This is a genomic window from Pueribacillus theae, from assembly GCF_003097615.1.
In the GTDB taxonomy this organism is placed as follows: domain Bacteria; phylum Bacillota; class Bacilli; order Bacillales; family UBA6769; genus Pueribacillus; species Pueribacillus theae.
The window spans coordinates 25,703-42,543 of record NZ_QCZG01000032.1; the positions used below are offsets into that span (position 1 = coordinate 25,703).

The 16,841-nt window shown below is 39.6% G+C and carries 23 protein-coding genes; 6 read left to right on the forward strand and 17 right to left on the reverse strand.

Annotation, left to right across the window (positions count from 1 at the left end):
• Positions 1–195 carry a hypothetical protein gene (locus DCC39_RS13860; RefSeq protein WP_116555495.1) on the forward strand — a complete coding sequence of 65 codons (195 nt, stop codon included), beginning with the start codon at positions 1–3 and terminating at the stop codon, positions 193–195.
• Positions 196–353: 158 nt separating this feature from the next.
• Here the strand turns inward: DCC39_RS13860 and DCC39_RS13865 are convergent, their stop codons facing one another.
• From DCC39_RS13865 to DCC39_RS13890, 7 genes are all read right to left on the reverse strand, one after another.
• Positions 354–1,691: a cation:proton antiporter gene (locus DCC39_RS13865; protein WP_116555496.1), complete on the reverse strand. Its 1,338-nt coding sequence runs from the start codon at positions 1,689–1,691 to the stop codon at positions 354–356.
• A 308-nt stretch (positions 1,692–1,999) separates the two neighbouring features.
• Positions 2,000–2,521, reverse strand: a complete 522-nt coding sequence (locus DCC39_RS13870) for a hypothetical protein (RefSeq protein WP_116555497.1) — start codon at positions 2,519–2,521, stop codon at positions 2,000–2,002.
• Between the two features lie 219 nt (positions 2,522–2,740).
• Positions 2,741–2,875, reverse strand: a complete 135-nt coding sequence (locus DCC39_RS19675) for a hypothetical protein (protein WP_276309924.1) — start codon at positions 2,873–2,875, stop codon at positions 2,741–2,743.
• Between the two features lie 272 nt (positions 2,876–3,147).
• A complete protein-coding gene (locus DCC39_RS13875) occupies positions 3,148–3,732 on the reverse strand; it encodes a redoxin domain-containing protein (protein WP_165820883.1) in 585 nt (194 codons plus the stop codon).
• A gap of 101 nt (positions 3,733–3,833) precedes the next feature.
• Positions 3,834–4,118: a hypothetical protein gene (locus tag DCC39_RS13880; protein ID WP_116555499.1), complete on the reverse strand. Its 285-nt coding sequence runs from the start codon at positions 4,116–4,118 to the stop codon at positions 3,834–3,836.
• An 11-nt stretch (positions 4,119–4,129) separates the two neighbouring features.
• Positions 4,130–4,513, reverse strand: coding sequence for a hypothetical protein (locus DCC39_RS13885; RefSeq protein ID WP_205948516.1), 384 nt, complete (start codon positions 4,511–4,513; stop codon positions 4,130–4,132).
• 57 nt (positions 4,514–4,570) lie between these two features.
• On the reverse strand, positions 4,571–4,768 hold the full coding sequence (locus tag DCC39_RS13890) for a hypothetical protein (protein ID WP_116555500.1): 198 nt from the start codon (positions 4,766–4,768) through the stop codon (positions 4,571–4,573).
• 58 nt (positions 4,769–4,826) lie between these two features.
• Between DCC39_RS13890 and DCC39_RS13895 the strand changes: the two genes are divergently transcribed.
• The gene (locus DCC39_RS13895; RefSeq protein WP_116555501.1) at positions 4,827–5,288 is read left to right on the forward strand and encodes an Hsp20/alpha crystallin family protein; all 462 of its coding nucleotides are present in this window, start codon (positions 4,827–4,829) and stop codon (positions 5,286–5,288) included.
• A 56-nt stretch (positions 5,289–5,344) separates the two neighbouring features.
• Here the strand turns inward: DCC39_RS13895 and DCC39_RS13900 are convergent, their stop codons facing one another.
• On the reverse strand, positions 5,345–5,575 hold the full coding sequence (locus DCC39_RS13900; RefSeq protein WP_116555502.1) for a hypothetical protein: 231 nt from the start codon (positions 5,573–5,575) through the stop codon (positions 5,345–5,347).
• Between the two features lie 106 nt (positions 5,576–5,681).
• Here DCC39_RS13900 and DCC39_RS13905 point away from each other — a divergent pair, with 106 nt between their 5' ends.
• Both DCC39_RS13905 and DCC39_RS13910 read left to right on the forward strand, forming a co-directional pair.
• Positions 5,682–5,930, forward strand: a complete 249-nt coding sequence (locus DCC39_RS13905; RefSeq protein ID WP_116555503.1) for a hypothetical protein — start codon at positions 5,682–5,684, stop codon at positions 5,928–5,930.
• Between the two features lie 66 nt (positions 5,931–5,996).
• A complete protein-coding gene (locus tag DCC39_RS13910; protein WP_116555504.1) occupies positions 5,997–6,485 on the forward strand; it encodes a hypothetical protein in 489 nt (162 codons plus the stop codon).
• A gap of 63 nt (positions 6,486–6,548) precedes the next feature.
• On the opposite strand, the gene DCC39_RS13915 is transcribed toward DCC39_RS13910, so the two are convergent.
• The gene (locus DCC39_RS13915) at positions 6,549–7,115 is read right to left on the reverse strand and encodes a spore coat protein (RefSeq protein WP_116555505.1); all 567 of its coding nucleotides are present in this window, start codon (positions 7,113–7,115) and stop codon (positions 6,549–6,551) included.
• Between the two features lie 170 nt (positions 7,116–7,285).
• On the opposite strand from DCC39_RS13915, the gene DCC39_RS13920 reads away from it, so the two are divergent.
• Positions 7,286–7,810, forward strand: a complete 525-nt coding sequence (locus DCC39_RS13920; protein ID WP_116555506.1) for a carboxymuconolactone decarboxylase family protein — start codon at positions 7,286–7,288, stop codon at positions 7,808–7,810.
• A gap of 22 nt (positions 7,811–7,832) precedes the next feature.
• Here the strand turns inward: DCC39_RS13920 and DCC39_RS13925 are convergent, their stop codons facing one another.
• From DCC39_RS13925 to DCC39_RS13960, 8 genes are all read right to left on the reverse strand, one after another.
• Positions 7,833–8,015, reverse strand: a complete 183-nt coding sequence (locus tag DCC39_RS13925) for a cold-shock protein (RefSeq protein ID WP_116555507.1) — start codon at positions 8,013–8,015, stop codon at positions 7,833–7,835.
• Between the two features lie 72 nt (positions 8,016–8,087).
• The gene (locus tag DCC39_RS13930; RefSeq protein WP_116555518.1) at positions 8,088–9,284 is read right to left on the reverse strand and encodes a M48 family metallopeptidase; all 1,197 of its coding nucleotides are present in this window, start codon (positions 9,282–9,284) and stop codon (positions 8,088–8,090) included.
• 170 nt (positions 9,285–9,454) lie between these two features.
• Positions 9,455–10,249 carry an ABC transporter ATP-binding protein gene (locus DCC39_RS13935; protein ID WP_116555508.1) on the reverse strand — a complete coding sequence of 265 codons (795 nt, stop codon included), beginning with the start codon at positions 10,247–10,249 and terminating at the stop codon, positions 9,455–9,457.
• Complete coding sequence (locus DCC39_RS13940; protein WP_116555509.1) at positions 10,242–11,204, reverse strand: ABC transporter permease; 963 nt, start codon at positions 11,202–11,204, stop codon at positions 10,242–10,244. The genes DCC39_RS13935 and DCC39_RS13940 overlap by 8 nt, the downstream gene beginning before the upstream one ends.
• 231 nt (positions 11,205–11,435) lie before the next feature.
• Positions 11,436–12,452, reverse strand: coding sequence for an ABC transporter substrate-binding protein (locus DCC39_RS13945; protein ID WP_116555510.1), 1,017 nt, complete (start codon positions 12,450–12,452; stop codon positions 11,436–11,438).
• Between the two features lie 182 nt (positions 12,453–12,634).
• Complete coding sequence (locus DCC39_RS13950; RefSeq protein WP_116555511.1) at positions 12,635–13,105, reverse strand: Hsp20/alpha crystallin family protein; 471 nt, start codon at positions 13,103–13,105, stop codon at positions 12,635–12,637.
• Between the two features lie 134 nt (positions 13,106–13,239).
• On the reverse strand, positions 13,240–13,974 hold the full coding sequence (locus tag DCC39_RS13955) for an MBL fold metallo-hydrolase (protein WP_116555512.1): 735 nt from the start codon (positions 13,972–13,974) through the stop codon (positions 13,240–13,242).
• A gap of 55 nt (positions 13,975–14,029) precedes the next feature.
• Positions 14,030–14,944, reverse strand: coding sequence for a ketopantoate reductase family protein (locus tag DCC39_RS13960; protein WP_116555513.1), 915 nt, complete (start codon positions 14,942–14,944; stop codon positions 14,030–14,032).
• Between the two features lie 177 nt (positions 14,945–15,121).
• Here DCC39_RS13960 and DCC39_RS13965 point away from each other — a divergent pair, with 177 nt between their 5' ends.
• Positions 15,122–16,765 (forward strand): SLC13 family permease, encoded by a 1,644-nt coding sequence (locus DCC39_RS13965; RefSeq protein WP_116555514.1) that lies wholly within the window; start codon positions 15,122–15,124, stop codon positions 16,763–16,765.
• Positions 16,766–16,841 lie beyond the last annotated feature (76 nt).

Consider the following 16,841-nt stretch of genomic DNA (forward strand, 5'->3'; position numbering starts at 1 on the left):
GTGAAGCAAAACCGTTTCCATTGCTGCGCGACGTGCAAACATTTTGAGGCTAGAAAAGAAAGAGAAGGGATGCGCTACTTCTGTTCCCGGCTCGGCTATGAAACAAAAACAACGTATGTCTTTACCTGTTGGGATCCGAAAGATAATGTTGTGAAATTAATTGAAAAAGAAGAAAGCAAGGAAAATTCCCTTTAAGTAGACAGGTAAAGGTACTCCAAGGAATTGAAACTGGCTGCGATGCACGATAATGAATCTGGCCAGTATTCCCTGGAGTATGAGATATCAAGCAACTCTGTTTTGAGAAAATGGATCAAGAATTTAGAAAACGCCGTTCGGTACTAAAAAGTTTTGATTTATGAGGAGCCATTTCCGTTTTGTTTCACAACAAAATCATCCTGACTAACCTTTTGAATCTCTAAGTTTTCATCCCCTGGCATTAATCTCCAACCCTTGTTTACAACAATCCGCAGCCAAGTTCCTGGAATCCACGATGTAATGAGTGCTAATAGCACAATCACCGCAAAAAACTCTTGGTTAATAATCCCTGCGCCATACGCTACAGACGCAAGTACGATCCCAGGGCCACCTCTGTCATTGATCGCCGTTGCAAGATTGAAGCTCGATAACCGATCCAATTTAACGAAACGAGCGGAAATATAAACCGCAATCGTTTGGACAATGGTCGCAAACAATAAATATTTAAGGAAAAACCAAGGGTTAAAGTGATTAACGAGATCAAGCTGTAAACCTACGATTGCGAAATAGACAGGGATAAACCAAGAAAATGAAATATTGTTAACCCCTCGCTCAACTCGATCTGATAGTTCCTTCGGCAACCCAACTTTTACAGCGATTCCCGCAAGCAGCGCCCCAAAAATTGTTTCTACATTCAGCTTTCCTGCAATAACGGCTAATAGAAACATAATAAACAGGAAATAGCCTAAATTGGACGAGCGGAAAAATAAATTTTGCTTTATCACTGTTAATCGCTTAAATAAGAAAGTGGTAATAAGTAAGGCACCAATAATGAACGCGACCGTTGTAAAGATGCTTTTCAATACAAATCCTGTCGAAACTGCCTCTCCTCCTTGCGCGGCAAGTGCTGTTGCCACACCAATCGCTGTCCATAAAAAAATGTCGTGAATTCCCGCAACGGAAATCACCGTTTTTGCAAAACGTGAATGGATAATCCCTAAGTCAAACATAATTTTTGAAATGACCGGGATGGATGTAATGGCGATGGAAACCGCAATAACGAGTTTAAGCGATGTTAAGTTATTAGCTGTGCCCAGATAAGGAGTAATTTGAAACATATAGGTTGCCAACCAGCCAACGATAAAAGCCGGAACCGTTGAACCAATAACGAGGGCCGTTGTAATTTTTACATCCTCTCTTTCAAATTTTGCCTGGAATTTCAAGCCTGCTGTAAACATCAGCATGAGCAGCCCGATTTGGTAGACAAGCCCAAACAACTTGCCTTCGGTGTCAAATCCTAAAAACAGCCATTCAAATGCCTCCGGAAAAAAATAGCCTAACAACGTAGGGCCGAGAACTATACCCGCTGCAACTTCACCAATAACTCGAGGAATAAAGAGACGTTCAGCGATGTATCCTAAGATATGTGCTACAGCCAGCAAACCTGCCATCGCCAATAGAAAATGGGTGATTTCCTCTCCCGTTAAACTAAACAATGATGTTTTCCCCCTTAATTAATTGACTTAACCACAACATATGTACAACATTTGCAGTTTGAACAGGCGTACACCTTGTTTGTTCGTCCAGATTTTATAAGGGGAAAAAATTAAGCAATCCCAGTTCTGTGGAGTACAGAAATACTAAGATTGCTTAGAAATCAAATGGATTATTAGCTCCTTCCTCAGTTTTCAGACTGAAGAAGGGTAGTCATGCTGAAATTCCTGCGGGTCGATTTACCTTCCGAGAAGCGGGTTTTTCTATCGAAAAAAAGATTCTCTCCAGGCAAAATCGCCCCATCATAGGCTTATCGAAATGAATTCGCGATCTCTGTAAACTGTTCAACTTGTAAAGGTTCCTGCCCTTCGTTCACTTTATCGCTTGTGTAATAAATCAAGCGGTAATGAAGTTCACCTTCGTTCCAAAACAAGAGTTGTCCGACGTCATCCTCTACATAAGTGGCCTCCCTTCCATTTGAAAGCGGCACACTCTCCCCTTGCGGAGGGGTTTCTTCCAAATTTGAAACGGTCACATCTAAATATCTCTCATCACGGTTTGTTTTTATGTAATGAATATAAATCTCTTCAACCTGTTCCTCTTTTTCATATAAATCTTTATAATCATTGCGTTCCGCAAAAATCTCGACAGGCTCAAATGGAAGCTTTTTCGGAAGTTTGTATGGAATCGTTGCTTGTTTTTCCAATTGTTCAAGCGTTAAGTTTTCATGGACAATCGGGATTTCTTTCATTTTTTCTTCAGATTTTTGTTGGCAGCCTACTGAAAATAGAAGCAAGAAACAGGCAAAAAGGAAAAAAATATATTTTTTCATAAAAAACTCCTAAATTTTTCATAAAAAGGTTTAAGATTCTTTGAGGTGGGAATAATGTAATTAAATCCCCCTTTTTACATTTTTATAGAGTTAACCCTTTTCCAAAACCCTTAAATGTTCCCCCGCATTTAAGGGGTTTTTTTTAGTGCGTGTTCAAAAAGGAGGACAACGAGAGGCAAGAAGATCGAGGAAGCGAAGCTCTGAGCACAAAGCTGGTCGCTACGTGAGCATCCGCATCGCACGAAGGAAAAGTGTTTTTCTTTTCCAAGGAACGAAGCGACGAGCGATACGTCTATGATCCGCTGCGAGTTGCACCGAGGAAGCATGCTTCGGAGCAATGCTTGTAAGACGCATGTGCATAACTCCTTTCAATTAAGTGAGTAGCGGAAGAGCAAGCTGACGAAGAGATTCGTAGCCTATTAAGGAAGTTCGACTAAAGGCATCACGTCCTGTGATAATATCNAGACGCATGTGCATAACTCCTTTCAATTAAGTGAGTAGCGGAAGAGCAAGCTGACGAAGAGATTCGTAGCCTATTAAGGAAGTTCGACTAAAGGCATCACGTCCTGTGATAATATCGAACTGACTTACCTCCTGTAAGCCTCCGGACTTTTTGAACACCTCTTTTACATATTTTTAATGGTTTCCTCCATAAATTCATATGTCATTGGGCCAAAGTGGACCTGCTGAACGATGCCCTTCTCATCAAGAAAATAACTTGTAGGGATAGGAATGATTTTATAAACTTCTTTTTGTTTTCCTTTTTCATCAAGCGGGATCGGGAAGGTTAAACCGAATTCCTCCACAAACTGATCTACTTCTTCCCTTTTACGCTCGAAATACGTTAAATTAACTGCCACAACCTCAACATCTTTTTCTTTATACGTTTCATAAAATTTTTGCATCGCTGGCATTTCTTCACGGCAAGGGCCACAAAAGGAACCCCAAAAATTCAAAATGACTTTTTTTCCTCGGAAATCCGATAATGACACAGGGTTGCCTTGCATATCATTCAATGTAAAATCAGGAGCCATTTCGCCTATCTTTAGTCCAGATTCCTCGTAAAAATTTTCAGTTGTCGGAGCTTGATTTTCATCGAGCTGCGCCTCATTGTCTGGAATCGTATCTGCTTTTTCAAAAAATTGTCCGTACATAAAGAAACCACCTAAGACAACAAGAATGCCTATAGCCATCCATGATTTTAATTTCACGGCAAACCCTCCCTCTTTCAACGTCATTTTAACATATTAGGCTTATCTAATTGTGTCGAAAGAAGAAAACTTCCATCAACTCTCTATGATGGAAGTAATCTTTATTCTTGATTACCAATTTTTGAGAGAATGGCTTCTCTTGCCCAATCTGGAACATCATCTAAATTAGAATCGCTCAGCAATTCAAGGATAGGTGATGAAGTTAATAAAGAGCGAATGCCTTGAATATCATTGCCGTTGCCATGTATCGAACCAAATCCTTGGTTTTGTTTCTTATAATTATTAAAATTTGATGGTAAATTATTTCCTAAATTGACGCAAGATGCTCCTTCAACCGTTCCAATTCGAATATTACCAATGAAAAAGGTAGGCGATAAAGATGTCAAGCAATCCCCTCCTACTTTCTATTTAATTTAATATGAAACCCGGAGCGATTTTGATTCATTGTAAACTCGTCAGACCTTGCAGTTTCCCCCGTTTTTTGATCATTGCTGCCAGCAAGCTCGCTTTTATGTTTGCTTTTCAGCGCTTTGTTTTTATCCTTCTGGTGAACTTGGATGCCAAAGTTATTCCCTACATTCAACGCACCACTTAATTCCTCAACATCGATCGTATCTAATTGAAATGTCAGTTCATCTAATTTCGGGTTATGAATATCCAACTTTTCAATATTAATATGGTATTCGAACGTTTTTTCAGACAATTCCTCAATTAATTTTTCTAATTTTTCGATTCGTTGATCGATGTCTTTCTTGGTTTTTGTTCCCCTAAAGAACCACATTTTTGTCACCATCTTCTGTGCTGAGAATATGGATAAATAGGTTCTATTTTTTGTGGGCTAGTCTTGTTTCGTCTCATCGTTTATAACAGTGTGATGATTCTGGCATAACTTGTTTTTATCCCCAGTTATAGAGCCTAGGCCTTCATTTATCTTTTTTACAGCTTTCCAACCGTAATGGAAATTGTCTCCTGAAAATACACCGGAAGAGTTTTTAATTTCTCTGATGATTAAATCCTTAAACGTGATCCGTTCCATTTATAGCACCCCGCTTAGATTTTTTCGGACGAGATTGTGAAGAAGAAGGAGGAAAAATATGAATAACTGGAAAGATTTCAACCCTTTTAACAAAGACACTCCTAATATGAATGATTTCTCTTCAATCGAAGACTACATTAAACAAGTTCTGTCCCAATCCATGCCTTCCTCTCTTCTACCTAACTTATTTAATGAATCGGAGAAAAATGACGGAAATGATCATAAGGAAAATAATTATAAGCAAAGAAGGGATTATCAAGTATTTGAGCTGCATTATTTTGTGATTGTTCGAATAGAAATTGAACCACATATCGATGTGAATGATTTAAAAATTTACCACACATCAAATCAATTAACTATAGAAGGCTTGCCTGACAAAAACGGTAAAAAGGTCATACCGTTGCCGGCTATCGTACACCATAAGGGAACCAAAGCAATCTTTAAAGATAATATTTTGGAAATAAGTATTCCGAAAAGGAAAGATAATCGTTTAACACAAATAGACGTCCAAAAAAATTAACTGGACGTCTATTTTACGTTAGATCGTTACGCATTTTTCTTATCATACTTGCTTTTTTACCTGTGGACAGGGTGATCGATAACATCCGGATCAATGACGATGTTATGATTGCCCTTTAAACGATTTTGATTCCCATCAACTGTCCCAAAACCAATATTTTCTTTATTATGCGAACTCCAATTCATTTGCGTATTATTTCCGACGAAAATGCCAGAAGCGTTTGTAATCGAATTCACTTGAATGGTATGAAAAGAAATCTTATATGCTGATTGTTCCTTTGTTGTCATTTCACCTATCCTTTTTTTCTTAGGCTATTCATTTCTTAATTGATTTGTGTGTTTTCACACCAAAAAAATAGGCGCATAGACTATTTGTATTGAGGAGGTAATGGGAATGGCGATGGTTTTAACGTTTAATATGGTGAATGTTGGCGGTTCGCCGCAGAATAATGGTGGCGTTCTTGTAGGTGAAGTAGCTATGACAGGTTGGGATTCACACCAGAAACAAAATTATGCATTTGGGCCGAATTTCGGATTTTTTAATGTTTTTCCGGCTAATCTCAATTGGCAAAATGATGTTGATTTAATTGACGGCATCATGAATGACATAGACAATAAAGCTTCGTTGAATGCTAATATTTAACTTTATCGGCAGAAGTATCCCACTTCTATAAGCCGTGAGGTGAATGTAAATTGGGGGGCTTTTTTATTGAAACAAACCATACAATTTCAACAAATAAAAGCAAACACGCTTGTCAATGCAAGTGCCATTTTTGTTGGTACAAACCAAACAGGTAATTGGAGTTCTCATGAAAAAGAAAACTACATTTTTACAATACATGGCCATAAAGAATATGTTGTAAATAATATTAATATTATCGAAGATAAAGATTTGATTGATACAGTAATTAACGATCAAGATACAGCAATTTCAATGCCTCATGATGCAGAAAATTTTTCATTGACCTTTGATGATATCAACACGAACACAATGCAAAATGCATCGGGTGTATTTGTTGGGGATATCGATGTAACCGGACTTGATTCTCATTTTAAAGTAAATGAAGGCATTGGGGATATATTGTCGCATCAAAATATCATTTCAGGGAATATGAACATTCAACATGATCAGGATTATATTGACGGTACCATTAATGACCAAGATAATAAAGCAATGACGAATATTAAAGCAAGGTAATATTTACGAAAAAAGTATTAGGAAAACTTCCATCAGTCATCCCACTGATGGAAGTTTTATTACTTATTGCATTTGAAGGGCTGGCTGCTGAACCGTTTGATACATTTGGGAAAATGCATTGATGGTAGCATCTGGTGCGGCTTCAAGCGGATAGTAGCCTTTTTTCACCATCCATTGCCACACATCGTACGCATGGTGCGAACACATTTGGAAAGCACTTTCCAAAAACGAGCGGATTTCAGGATGGCTCATTTCCATTGCGGCCCAAGCATATTCACGGCCGGCGCGCTTTAATGTGAGCAAATAGGCTGTTGCTATCTCACGATCATTAAATTGCTGCAGCGAAGTTCTTGGCATGACAGGCTGAATCATTGCAGGAGATTCAGTAAATGAAGAAAGTGCCGTATTCAAGGGAGGCACTTGCAATGTTTCCGATGCGCCTTCCACATTGCTAATATATTCCACCTTCATGTTGTAATCTTGAATATGAAGAGGAAAATGCATCTCAATGATTGATTTAAGTTCGGCATCCTTCACGTGATTCATAAAGCAAGCCATATTTGTAATTGAATTCACACAGCTCATTGTTAATTCATGCAGATCCTGAAGTTCATGGGCAGCTAATTTCATCAGAAGTCCCTCCAGCAATTTTAATGATGTGTACGTTAACATGTACACGTTACATAGGTTGCGATATCAGCAACATCCTATTCGTTAATAAAATTGGAAAACCTCTTCGTTTTGAAAAGATATAAATGGTATAATATTGTTAAAATTATGTTTATTGGGAGGACGTCAATATGTATGACGAAAGAACGCAGAAAACGCTAGATCGAATTAAAGAGTATTACGGAGGGGTTCCTGATACATATATAGCGATGGCAGATGCCGGGGTTGTTTCTCGTGTATGGTCTCTTTCAGCTCCAACGTTCTTTACGAATGCGGCAACAGACGAAGACAAACGGATCTGTGCTGCCGTCGTAGGCAAAGCGGTCGGTTCCGAACGATTAATTGAAGCCCATTATATGATTCTAAAACGTATGGGCTGGTCAAGAGAAGAACTTGAAGGGTTAGTCAATGAAAACTACCCGGAAAGAATGAATGAAAAACAGATTTTATATGCAAAATTGGCAAAATCATTGGCTACAAACCCTATGCAAGTTGATCGAGAAATTGTTAAGGAAGTAAAAAATGCAGCCTCAAAAAATGAGGTGGCGGAAATCGTTTCACTTATTGCTTTTGTAAGATATACAAGCACATTCATCGGTTTCTATGGACAAACGGAAAACGAAGAATGGATTAAGCATTTACAGGAACAAAAATAAAAAGCAGCCTAACCGCTGCTTTTTATTTTAATTCAGGCAATATCCGAACTTCTTGTTTCATTTCCGATTGGCATAACGGACAAGTTGGGTTATCTAGAAAAGAAAAAGAGTTGCGCATCCAACCAGTGCAATCATGATTCACGCAAGACCAGACTTCAGTTTCGATTTCGGGAATAGGTTCCTGTTGCCTTCGAGAAAAAACCAAGTTTTTCTCCCCCTTAATTGTACTTATATATAGTATACCCTAATCTCAGAATTTATGCGAGTTGCTGTCATTCTATTCATAGGTTTCCAAAAAGACAAGGCGCTCAAGCATTGTCGGATGTCCATACCGTAGCCATTTTACGAGCAGTGGCGGATTTACTTCACTTAATCCTGTTGCCGTCAGTTTCTGAAACGCGTGGATTGCCGCTTCCTTATCTTGTGTCATTTCAATCGCATAAACATCAGCCTCATGCTCATGATAACGGGACACCGCATTTGTTATAGGGCTCGCTGCAAAAGAAAGCAAAGAGAAAATAAGCAGCAAAACGGGCAGTGATGCCAATTCATTATGGCGCCGAATGGATAACCGTTCACCGTACCGATTCAGCATAAAATGAAAAAGCTTTGAACCAAAGTACAGCCCGAAAAAAGTTAATACGATGGAACCGATGACATTCAAATAAAGATGGTGCTTCACATAATGCCCAATTTCATGCGCCATAACAAAAAGCGTTTCTTCATCTTCAAGCTTGTTTAACGTTGTATCCCATAACACAATTCGTAAATTTGAACCAATCCCTGTAACATATGCATTTAAAGCATTCGTTTTTTCAGACATATTCACTTCATATACATGCTCGGCAGGAATGTCTGCCCGATCAGCCAATTCCAAAATCTTTGTTTCAAGTTCTTTGTCTTTCAAAGAATAGAAATCATTGTAAAGCGGATCAATGACGACAGGCTGAATAAACATAAGAAAAACAGTAAATGGAATTGAAATGAGCCAAACGTGAAACCACCAGCGCTTTTCATTTCTCCGCATAAATATGTAGATAACCCAAACCGTTAATGCCGTCATGATAAAGCTAACCCAGAAACTAATCGTGTAATCTCGCATCCAGCCCGTGAATGATTGCGAAGTAATTCCGTATTCGAGAGAAACCTTTCGGCTAATATAGCTAAGCGGAAATGAAATCACCGAGCTGACAAGTGAAAGCAGAAACACGTACAATGCGGATTGAAGAAAGAAAAAGCGTGTCACCTCTTTACTTAGCCGATTAAAATAAACGGAGATTCCAAAAATAAGAACAAACAAATAAATCATCCAATCTACCGGGATGGAGAGGAAGAAAAGTAAGTTTTTCAAACGAGAAAAATCTGTACTTAAAATTTGCTCTTCCTTCGTCATAAATAATTTTGGATCTGCCGCTGTTCCTTCAAAAGAAGTTGGAATCGTATTGTCCGAGCCAACGTACAAATAATAAAACATAATGAGTCCATACAAAAGATACCCGCCTATAAAAAGGCAAAACAGCTTTGCTTTTTTCTTCACATTTCTCCTCCAAATGAAGTTGACGTCTCTACCATATAGTTTAGTCTTCTTGTCCTTTTTTAGAACAAAAAAACAGCAGGAGTTTTTCTCCGCTGTCTTGTAGGAATTTAACCAAGAATCGCACGATCGTTTGCCATTTGCGTTCCACGAATGCGCTGAAATTCCTGTAAAAGTGCTTCAATTGTTAAGTTTTTCTTCTCTTCTTCTCCAACATCAAGAATGATTTGGCCTTTATCCATCATAATGAGCCGGTTGCCGAGATCTAATGCTTGCTGCATATTGTGCGTAACCATCAGTGTCGTCAATTTGGATTTCTCAACAATTTCTTTCGTTAAATTCGTTATGAGTTCAGCCCTTGACGGATCAAGTGCTGCCGTATGTTCATCAAGCAATAAGATTTTCGGATCGGTAAATGTCGCCATAAGAAGCGATAGTGCTTGGCGTTCACCGCCTGACAACAAGCCGACTTTGGCATTTAGGCGATCTTCAAGCCCCAAATGAAGCGTTGCTAAAAAGTCGCGAAAATGTTCTTTTTTCTTTTTCGTCACACCGATATGAAGGGTTCTTTTTTTGTTTCGTGAATAGGCAAGCGCCAAATTTTCTTCAATCGTCATCGTCGGCGCCGTCCCTGCCATCGGATCCTGGAATACTCGCCCAATGAGCTTGGAACGTTTAAATTCAGGCAATGTTGTCACGTCTTTATTATCGATAATGACATTTCCAAAATCGGGAATGAGCACACCGGAAATCATGTTCATTAACGTTGATTTTCCTGCGCCGTTGCTGCCAATAATTGTTACAAAATCGCCAGGCTTTAGTTCAAGATTAATTTCTTGAAGTGCAATTTTTTCATCGACAGTTCCTTCATTAAAAACTTTATGAATCCTTTTCAAATTAAGCAAGACGCTCACCATCTTCCTGAACGCTCTCAAATTGGCTAATTTGGCGCTGTTTCCGCCGTTTCTTCTCTTTCATGTTTTCAATAATTTTTGGCATGACAAGCGCGAAAATAACAATCACCGCTGTAATTAATTTCATATCGCCCGTTTCAAGAAACTCCACCCTAAGTGCAAGGGCAACAACAATTCGGTAAATAATGGCTCCGCCTATGACGGCAAACGTCGTTCTAACAATGGTTTTTGTGCCAAAAAGGGCTTCCCCGATAATGACAGAAGCGAGTCCTATGACAATCATTCCAACACCAGCACCAATGTCGGAGAAGCCACTGTACTGCGCAACGAAAGCGCCGCTTAATGCAACGAGGGCATTGGATAAGCCGAGGCCAAGAATCGTGAGCCGATCAGTGTTGGCAGATAAACTGCGAATCATCCGTTTATTATCACCAGTTGCACGAATCGCAAGGCCAATTTCCGTTTTTAAAAACGCGTCCACTAAAAACTTTATAATAAGTGTAATCATCGCCATCACAATTAAAGCCGCCCAGAAAACGGGGATCACACTGCCAATTGCCGAACTTTCCCAAAATGAGCGAAGTTGTGTAAAAAAGGTTTCTTCATTCAAAAGCGGTACGTTCGCACGCCCCATAATCCTTAAGTTGATGGAGTACAAGGCAATCATCATTAAAATCCCTGACAAAAGCGGATTAATTTTCCCTTTCGTATGCAGTATACCTGTTATACAGCCAGCAAGAAAACCGGCAACAATCGCTGAAAGCGTCGCAATAACTGGATGTATACCATTTATAAGCATTGAAGCCGCCACAGCCGCCCCTGTAACAAAACTTCCATCTACCGTTAAGTCTGGAAAATCTAAAATACGGAATGATAAATAAACACCAAGTGCCATTAGAGCATATATAATTCCCGATTCCAACGAACCGAATAAGGCTGTCAACATAAAAGATCCTCCCTTTTAGGGTTAAAAAAGTGTATGATGTTGCTCAAAAAGGAGCTGAAACAAATGGTTTTCCAGCCTCTTTTTCAACAACACGGCAACTACTTGGTTCTCCTTCTTCGCTGCCTTGCACCAAGGAAGCAATCCATCCAAGCCATACGCTCGTTAAACGCCAGTGCTTCCATCAAAAAAGGAAGGATAGACTGACAGGTTTCAGTCTATCCCTGCTGTTCATTATTTAAGGTATTCTGCGATGTCATCCCATTCAGGTTTTAGCTTAACACCCATATCTTCCGCTGCTTTTTTGTTAATGAGAAGATCTAAATCTCCAGATGGATATTCAGCAGGAATTTGATCAGGTGTTTTTTCACCTTTCAAAATTTGGATTGCCATTTTTCCTGTTTGGTATCCTAAATCATAATAAGATGTGCCATATGCCGCAAAACCACCGGCTTCGACAGAATCGTGCTCACCAACGAATAGTGGAATGTCGTTATCGCTTGCAACTTGAACCACTGTTTCTATTGCGGATACTACGGTATTATCAGTAATTACATAGAAAACATCAGCTCGTCCAATTAAAGATTCCGCAGCTTGTTTTACTTCCGCAGATGTCGACACAGTTGCTTCCACTGTTTTAAGATCTGTTCCCTTAACAGCCTCTTTCACAGCATCAATTTGAACTTGAGAATTTTGTTCACCAGCATTAAAGATTAAGCCAATTGTCTTAGCATCCATCTGCTCATCAATAAACTTTACAGTGTTTGGAATCGCGTCTGGATGAGTATCGCTAGTTCCTGTAACATTACCGCCAGGCTTTTCCATTGATTCTACTAATTTAGACCCAACAGGATCCGTTACAGATGTAAAAACAATAGGAATATCTTTTGTTTCATTTAATGCAGCTATCGCACTCGGTGTAGCATTCGCAAAAATAAGATCCACTTTATCCCCTACTAAATTTTGCGCGATGCTTGCCGCATTGTTCGGATCGCCTTGTGCATTTTGATCGTTAAATTTCACATCAAGATCGCTTTCCTCAAGAGCCGCTTTAAATCCTTTTGTCGCAGCATCTAATGAACGATGTGTCACGTATTGGGAAATCCCCACTGTCACCGTTTCAGCGGATTTCTCTTTATCTTTTCCGCCCGCGCTGCCCTCTTCCTTTTCTTTGTCAGATGTTCCGCATGCGGCTAACAAAGCCAGGCTAAGGAAGGAAGCCCCAACGATTTTTGTCCACTTTCTCCTCATCTTCTAATCCCCAATCAATTTTTCTTTGTTTCATAGTCGCAAAAATGCTTTAACGCATGAAAATACTGAAGTTATCCTAACATTATTCTACAAAAAAGTCAATCATCGCTAAGCCGAAAATACTAGAATTGCAGAGTAGAAAAGGCTTACATGCTATCATTCGCCATACTTTTTATTTTTTTCTAAAAATTTATTTCCGTATATCGATTATCTTGTACTTTCGGCATCGTGATTTCCAATATTCGATTTTTAAATTTCGTCCTCGTTTTCTTATGTTTTACTAGCGCCGGCAGGGGGATTTCATGTTTATCTTTTTTGTTTGGGATTCCTTTAACCGTAAGAAGTGAGGATGTATGATAAATTTTTAATTCTGAAACGTTTATTTTACGGTTAATTGGAATTCTGACGATGACAAAGTCATGGAGATCAAAGATTTGGTACTCTAATTTCTTCTTCTCAATTTCTTCTTTCTTCTGTTTATTTGGATTTTTTTTCTCTTTCTCTTCAAATAAATCGGGAAACATAGAGGGGGGCATCGTCTGGGAAAAAATATGTTTAATATATTCATCAATGGAAGAAAAACCTTCCATGTTTTGAGTAATCTTTTTAAATTCATCCATGTTATCGAACGGATAAAAGTTTTTCCAGCTCATGCTATCCTCCCCCATCTTAATAAAATGTGATAGATGGATGGATTGAAATGTAAACAGAGTTGATCTATGTATTCATATTCCAGTTTTTTCAATTGGTGACTGGATGTGAGGAGGAAGGGACGGAAATTTCCATTCTACCCCTCCCACGTCCACCCTTCTTTAGCAAGCTCAACATTTCCTTTGAAAACGCCCTTCGCTTGTCGAACAAGATCTGAAAGATTCCCAAAATGAGGGAGATGTGTGAGAAGCAATGTGCCAACCTTTGCTTCTTTCGCGATTGTTGCAGCTTCTGTACTTGTCATATGCCCGGCATCGGAGCCATTCATGCCGGCATAAAAGTTCGATTCACATACAAGAAGATCAGCTTGTTTAGAAAATGGGATAAATTCTTCTTTAAAAGCGGAATCCGCTGTATAGACGACGGTACTTCTTTGATCCGTTATTCTCATCGCAAAACAAGGAACCGGATGCTTTGTCTGTAAAAACGAAATCGTAAAAGGGCCAATTTGAAGCGATTCAGCCGGATGATAAGGAACACCTACCGTATCAGGCTCATGTGTTAAACGGCCGAATTCCAATTCATCAAGCTGGTGGCCGTATATTGGCAAAACGGGCTGTTCAACTCCCATATAGCGTTTCACGAGCCTCCCATGTTGCAGCGGTCCGATATCCGCCACATGATCGTGATGATAGTGAGAAATGATGACAGCGTCCAGTTCTTCAACTTGTATATACTGCTGCAGTTTGGAAAGAACCGCACTTCCGCAATCAATGAGTAAATTAAACCCATCCGCCTGAAATAAATATCCTGAACTTGCTCCATTCACTTTCGGAAATCCGCCCCATTCTCCAATAACAGTTACTTTCATTTCACCTCATCCTTTCATTGAAATAGCACCCGCCAAGAGGGATTAGTAACAATCGCTATTGCTTCTCATACGGTTTAATTAATCGGTATAACGTTCGAACGACAGGAAGATCAACACCCTTTTCTTTCGCAAGCCTCAAGGCTCCACCTTGCAAGCTCTCTACTTCAAGCGGCAACCCTTTTCTAAAATCCTGATGCATCGAAGATGTTGCATTTTCAGGTAAATGAAATGCTTTTTCTACCGTGTCTTCGCTAAATTTAGAACCTAAATCAATTCCGTAGGCCGCAGCCAGCTTCTGCATCTCTTCTGCTGTCTCACGGTATAACGCCAGTGTTTCCGGTACTTCACGTATCGCGCCGATCTCAAGCCGGGTTGCTGTGGTCACCCCTGAATACGCTGTAATAAAAGCATATTTATTCCAAATTTGTTTAAGAATATCTTCTGTGTATGTCACATTCATATTCGCTTTTTCCATCAAAGTGTTTGCTTTGTCACACACTTCTTTTTGCTCTTTCTCAAGCGGGCCGAAAACGATGTCATGCTGGTTGCTCGTATGAATAATATAGCCGTTTTCATCCAAAGTAGTAATGATAAAGCATAAACCTCCAACCACGGCACTTCGCCCAAACTTTTGTTGCAAGATTTCGTAATGCTCCATCCCGTTTAATAACGGCAAAATCTTTGCTCCTTTACTCACAAGCTGTTCAAGTTGAAGCAAGACACCATCGAGATGGTAGCCTTTCACAGCCACTATAACAAGATCACTGGATGAGATGTTTGATGCGTCACTTTCAAGTGAAACATGATGAAGGATAGTGTCGCCTTTTACACTCATTACTTTGAAGCCATTTTCTTCAATTTGCTTTTTTCGCTTTTCACGAACGAGAAACGTAACCTTTGCTCCAGCCTCTTGCAAACGTGCGCCGAAATATCCCCCGACTGCCCCAGCTCCAATAACAGTGATATTCATATGTAAACATCCTTTCATACTCTTTCTCTTCTAAGCGTATGAAAACGTTTTATTAATGTCAATCGTCCGATTCCGGTTGGTTTCAATTGTTTGTGTAAAAAATAGAAATGAGGGTAAAACAATGTTAAGATATTAAACGGCCGGTTTAAAACAAAGATTAAAAAAGGAGGAGAAAAAATGGGTTCTCATACAGTGGCAGCTGTATGGCAAAACCTGTGGAAGCAGCATCAAGCGATTAAAAACATGCTTCTCTTTGCTGTAACAGGTGATGGCCAATCTTTTAAATCGGGGAAAACGCAAAAAATTGAAAAACAAAAGGACGGCTCAGATCCGCCAAATTTCTATACGAGACGGCAATTAATCGGACTTATACTTGGACCGCTTTTATTTTTAATCACACTTCTTTTCATTTCACCTGAAGGAATGCCGAAAGAAGCCCAAGCCGTTCTTGCAAGTACATTGTGGATTGCGACATGGTGGATTACAGAAGCAATTCCAATTCCTGCAACATCATTGCTTCCAATCATTCTTTTTCCAATCACCGGAGCTTTAGATAGTAAAACAACTACCTCCTCTTATGGCGACGACACCATTTTCCTATTTATGGGGGGCTTTATTATCGCTCTTGCAATGGAACGCTGGCACTTACATAAACGAATCGCCCTTACGATTATTTCATTGATTGGAACGAGTACAGAACGAATCATTCTTGGGTTTATGGTAGCGACAGGATTTCTATCAATGTGGATTTCAAATACGGCAACCGCAATGATGATGGTTCCGATTGGGCTTGCGATTATTTATCAAGTAAAAGAAAGCTTGGCCAGCGAAGGCATTGATGTTAGTCAAGAGAATTTTAATTTTGGGAAGGCCTTAATGCTTGGCATTGCCTACTCCGCTTCGATCGGGGGATTGGGAACGTTAATTGGGACACCGCCAAACGCCATTTTCGCAGGTGTAGCAAAAGAACTTTATGGTGTAACCATTTCCTTTGCAGGCTGGATGCTCTTCGGTGCACCATTAGCCGCCGTTCTGCTCATTCTCGTATGGGTTTATTTAGTAAAAATCGCATTCCCTATGAATTTTAAAAAAATCCCCGGAGGAAAAGAAGTCATTCAACGCGAGAAACAGTCACTCGGCGTCATGTCATATGAAGAAAAAGCAGTGCTTACTGTGTTCGTCTTGACAGCACTAGCCTGGATCTCCCGTACGTTTGTCTTGGAAAAATTTATAACGATTAATGATACGGGTATCGCAATAATTGCTGCAGTTGTTCTATTCATCATTCCATCTGTCAATAAAAAGGGCGGCTATTTAATGAATTGGGATACTGCCAAAGAATTGCCTTGGGGTATCTTGCTTTTATTCGGCGGAGGCCTGGCAATCGCTGCGGGCTTCAGTCAATCCGGCCTTGCAGAATGGATTGGAAAACAATTAACAGTTGTATCTGGCATACACTTCTTGTGGGTGATTGTCATCGTTACGACGCTTGTCATATTCCTGACAGAAATTACTTCAAATACAGCAACTGCGACGATGATGTATCCGATTATGGCCTCACTTGCTTTAGCGATAAATGTCCATCCATACAGTTTAATGATCGCTGCTGGAATTGCTGCTTCCTGTGCCTTCATGCTTCCAGTCGCGACGCCGCCAAACGCCGTTGTCTTTGGCTCAGGCTATATAAAAATTGGCGACATGGCAAAAGCAGGATTTTGGATTAACATCTTTTCGATAGTGGTTATTACACTTGCGATTTACTTCCTGCTTCCAAATGTTTTTAACATTGATTTATCGATCTTCCCAGAATCGATGAAATAAATAAGCTGTTCCATCCACCTTGATTGGGATGGAACAGCTTTTTTGTGAAAAGAAAACCATACGCTAGGCGTATGGT

What these genes read in the sequence shown, in the direction of transcription:
- DCC39_RS13960 (WP_116555513.1), bottom strand. Translation starts at nt 14,944, where the DNA reads ATGAATATCACTGTTATTGGAGCTGGGGCAGTCGGGGGATATTTCGGC.
- DCC39_RS13945 (WP_116555510.1), bottom strand. Translation starts at nt 12,452, where the DNA reads ATGAGGAGAAAGTGGACAAAAATCGTTGGGGCTTCCTTCCTTAGCCTG.
- DCC39_RS13900 (WP_116555502.1), bottom strand. Translation starts at nt 5,575, where the DNA reads ATGACAACAAAGGAACAATCAGCATATAAGATTTCTTTTCATACCATT.
- DCC39_RS13885 (WP_205948516.1), bottom strand. Translation starts at nt 4,513, where the DNA reads ATGTGGTTCTTTAGGGGAACAAAAACCAAGAAAGACATCGATCAACGA.
- DCC39_RS13905 (WP_116555503.1), top strand. Translation starts at nt 5,682, where the DNA reads ATGGCGATGGTTTTAACGTTTAATATGGTGAATGTTGGCGGTTCGCCG.
- DCC39_RS13890 (WP_116555500.1), bottom strand. Translation starts at nt 4,768, where the DNA reads ATGGAACGGATCACGTTTAAGGATTTAATCATCAGAGAAATTAAAAAC.
- DCC39_RS13950 (WP_116555511.1), bottom strand. Translation starts at nt 13,105, where the DNA reads ATGAGCTGGAAAAACTTTTATCCGTTCGATAACATGGATGAATTTAAA.
- DCC39_RS13965 (WP_116555514.1), top strand. Translation starts at nt 15,122, where the DNA reads ATGGGTTCTCATACAGTGGCAGCTGTATGGCAAAACCTGTGGAAGCAG.
- DCC39_RS19675 (WP_276309924.1), bottom strand. Translation starts at nt 2,875, where the DNA reads ATGCGTCTTACAAGCATTGCTCCGAAGCATGCTTCCTCGGTGCAACTC.
- DCC39_RS13930 (WP_116555518.1), bottom strand. Translation starts at nt 9,284, where the DNA reads ATGTTTTATTATTTGTACGTTGGCTCGGACAATACGATTCCAACTTCT.
- DCC39_RS13870 (WP_116555497.1), bottom strand. Translation starts at nt 2,521, where the DNA reads ATGAAAAAATATATTTTTTTCCTTTTTGCCTGTTTCTTGCTTCTATTT.
- DCC39_RS13940 (WP_116555509.1), bottom strand. Translation starts at nt 11,204, where the DNA reads ATGTTGACAGCCTTATTCGGTTCGTTGGAATCGGGAATTATATATGCT.
- DCC39_RS13895 (WP_116555501.1), top strand. Translation starts at nt 4,827, where the DNA reads ATGAATAACTGGAAAGATTTCAACCCTTTTAACAAAGACACTCCTAAT.
- DCC39_RS13920 (WP_116555506.1), top strand. Translation starts at nt 7,286, where the DNA reads ATGTATGACGAAAGAACGCAGAAAACGCTAGATCGAATTAAAGAGTAT.
- DCC39_RS13915 (WP_116555505.1), bottom strand. Translation starts at nt 7,115, where the DNA reads ATGAAATTAGCTGCCCATGAACTTCAGGATCTGCATGAATTAACAATG.
- DCC39_RS13955 (WP_116555512.1), bottom strand. Translation starts at nt 13,974, where the DNA reads ATGAAAGTAACTGTTATTGGAGAATGGGGCGGATTTCCGAAAGTGAAT.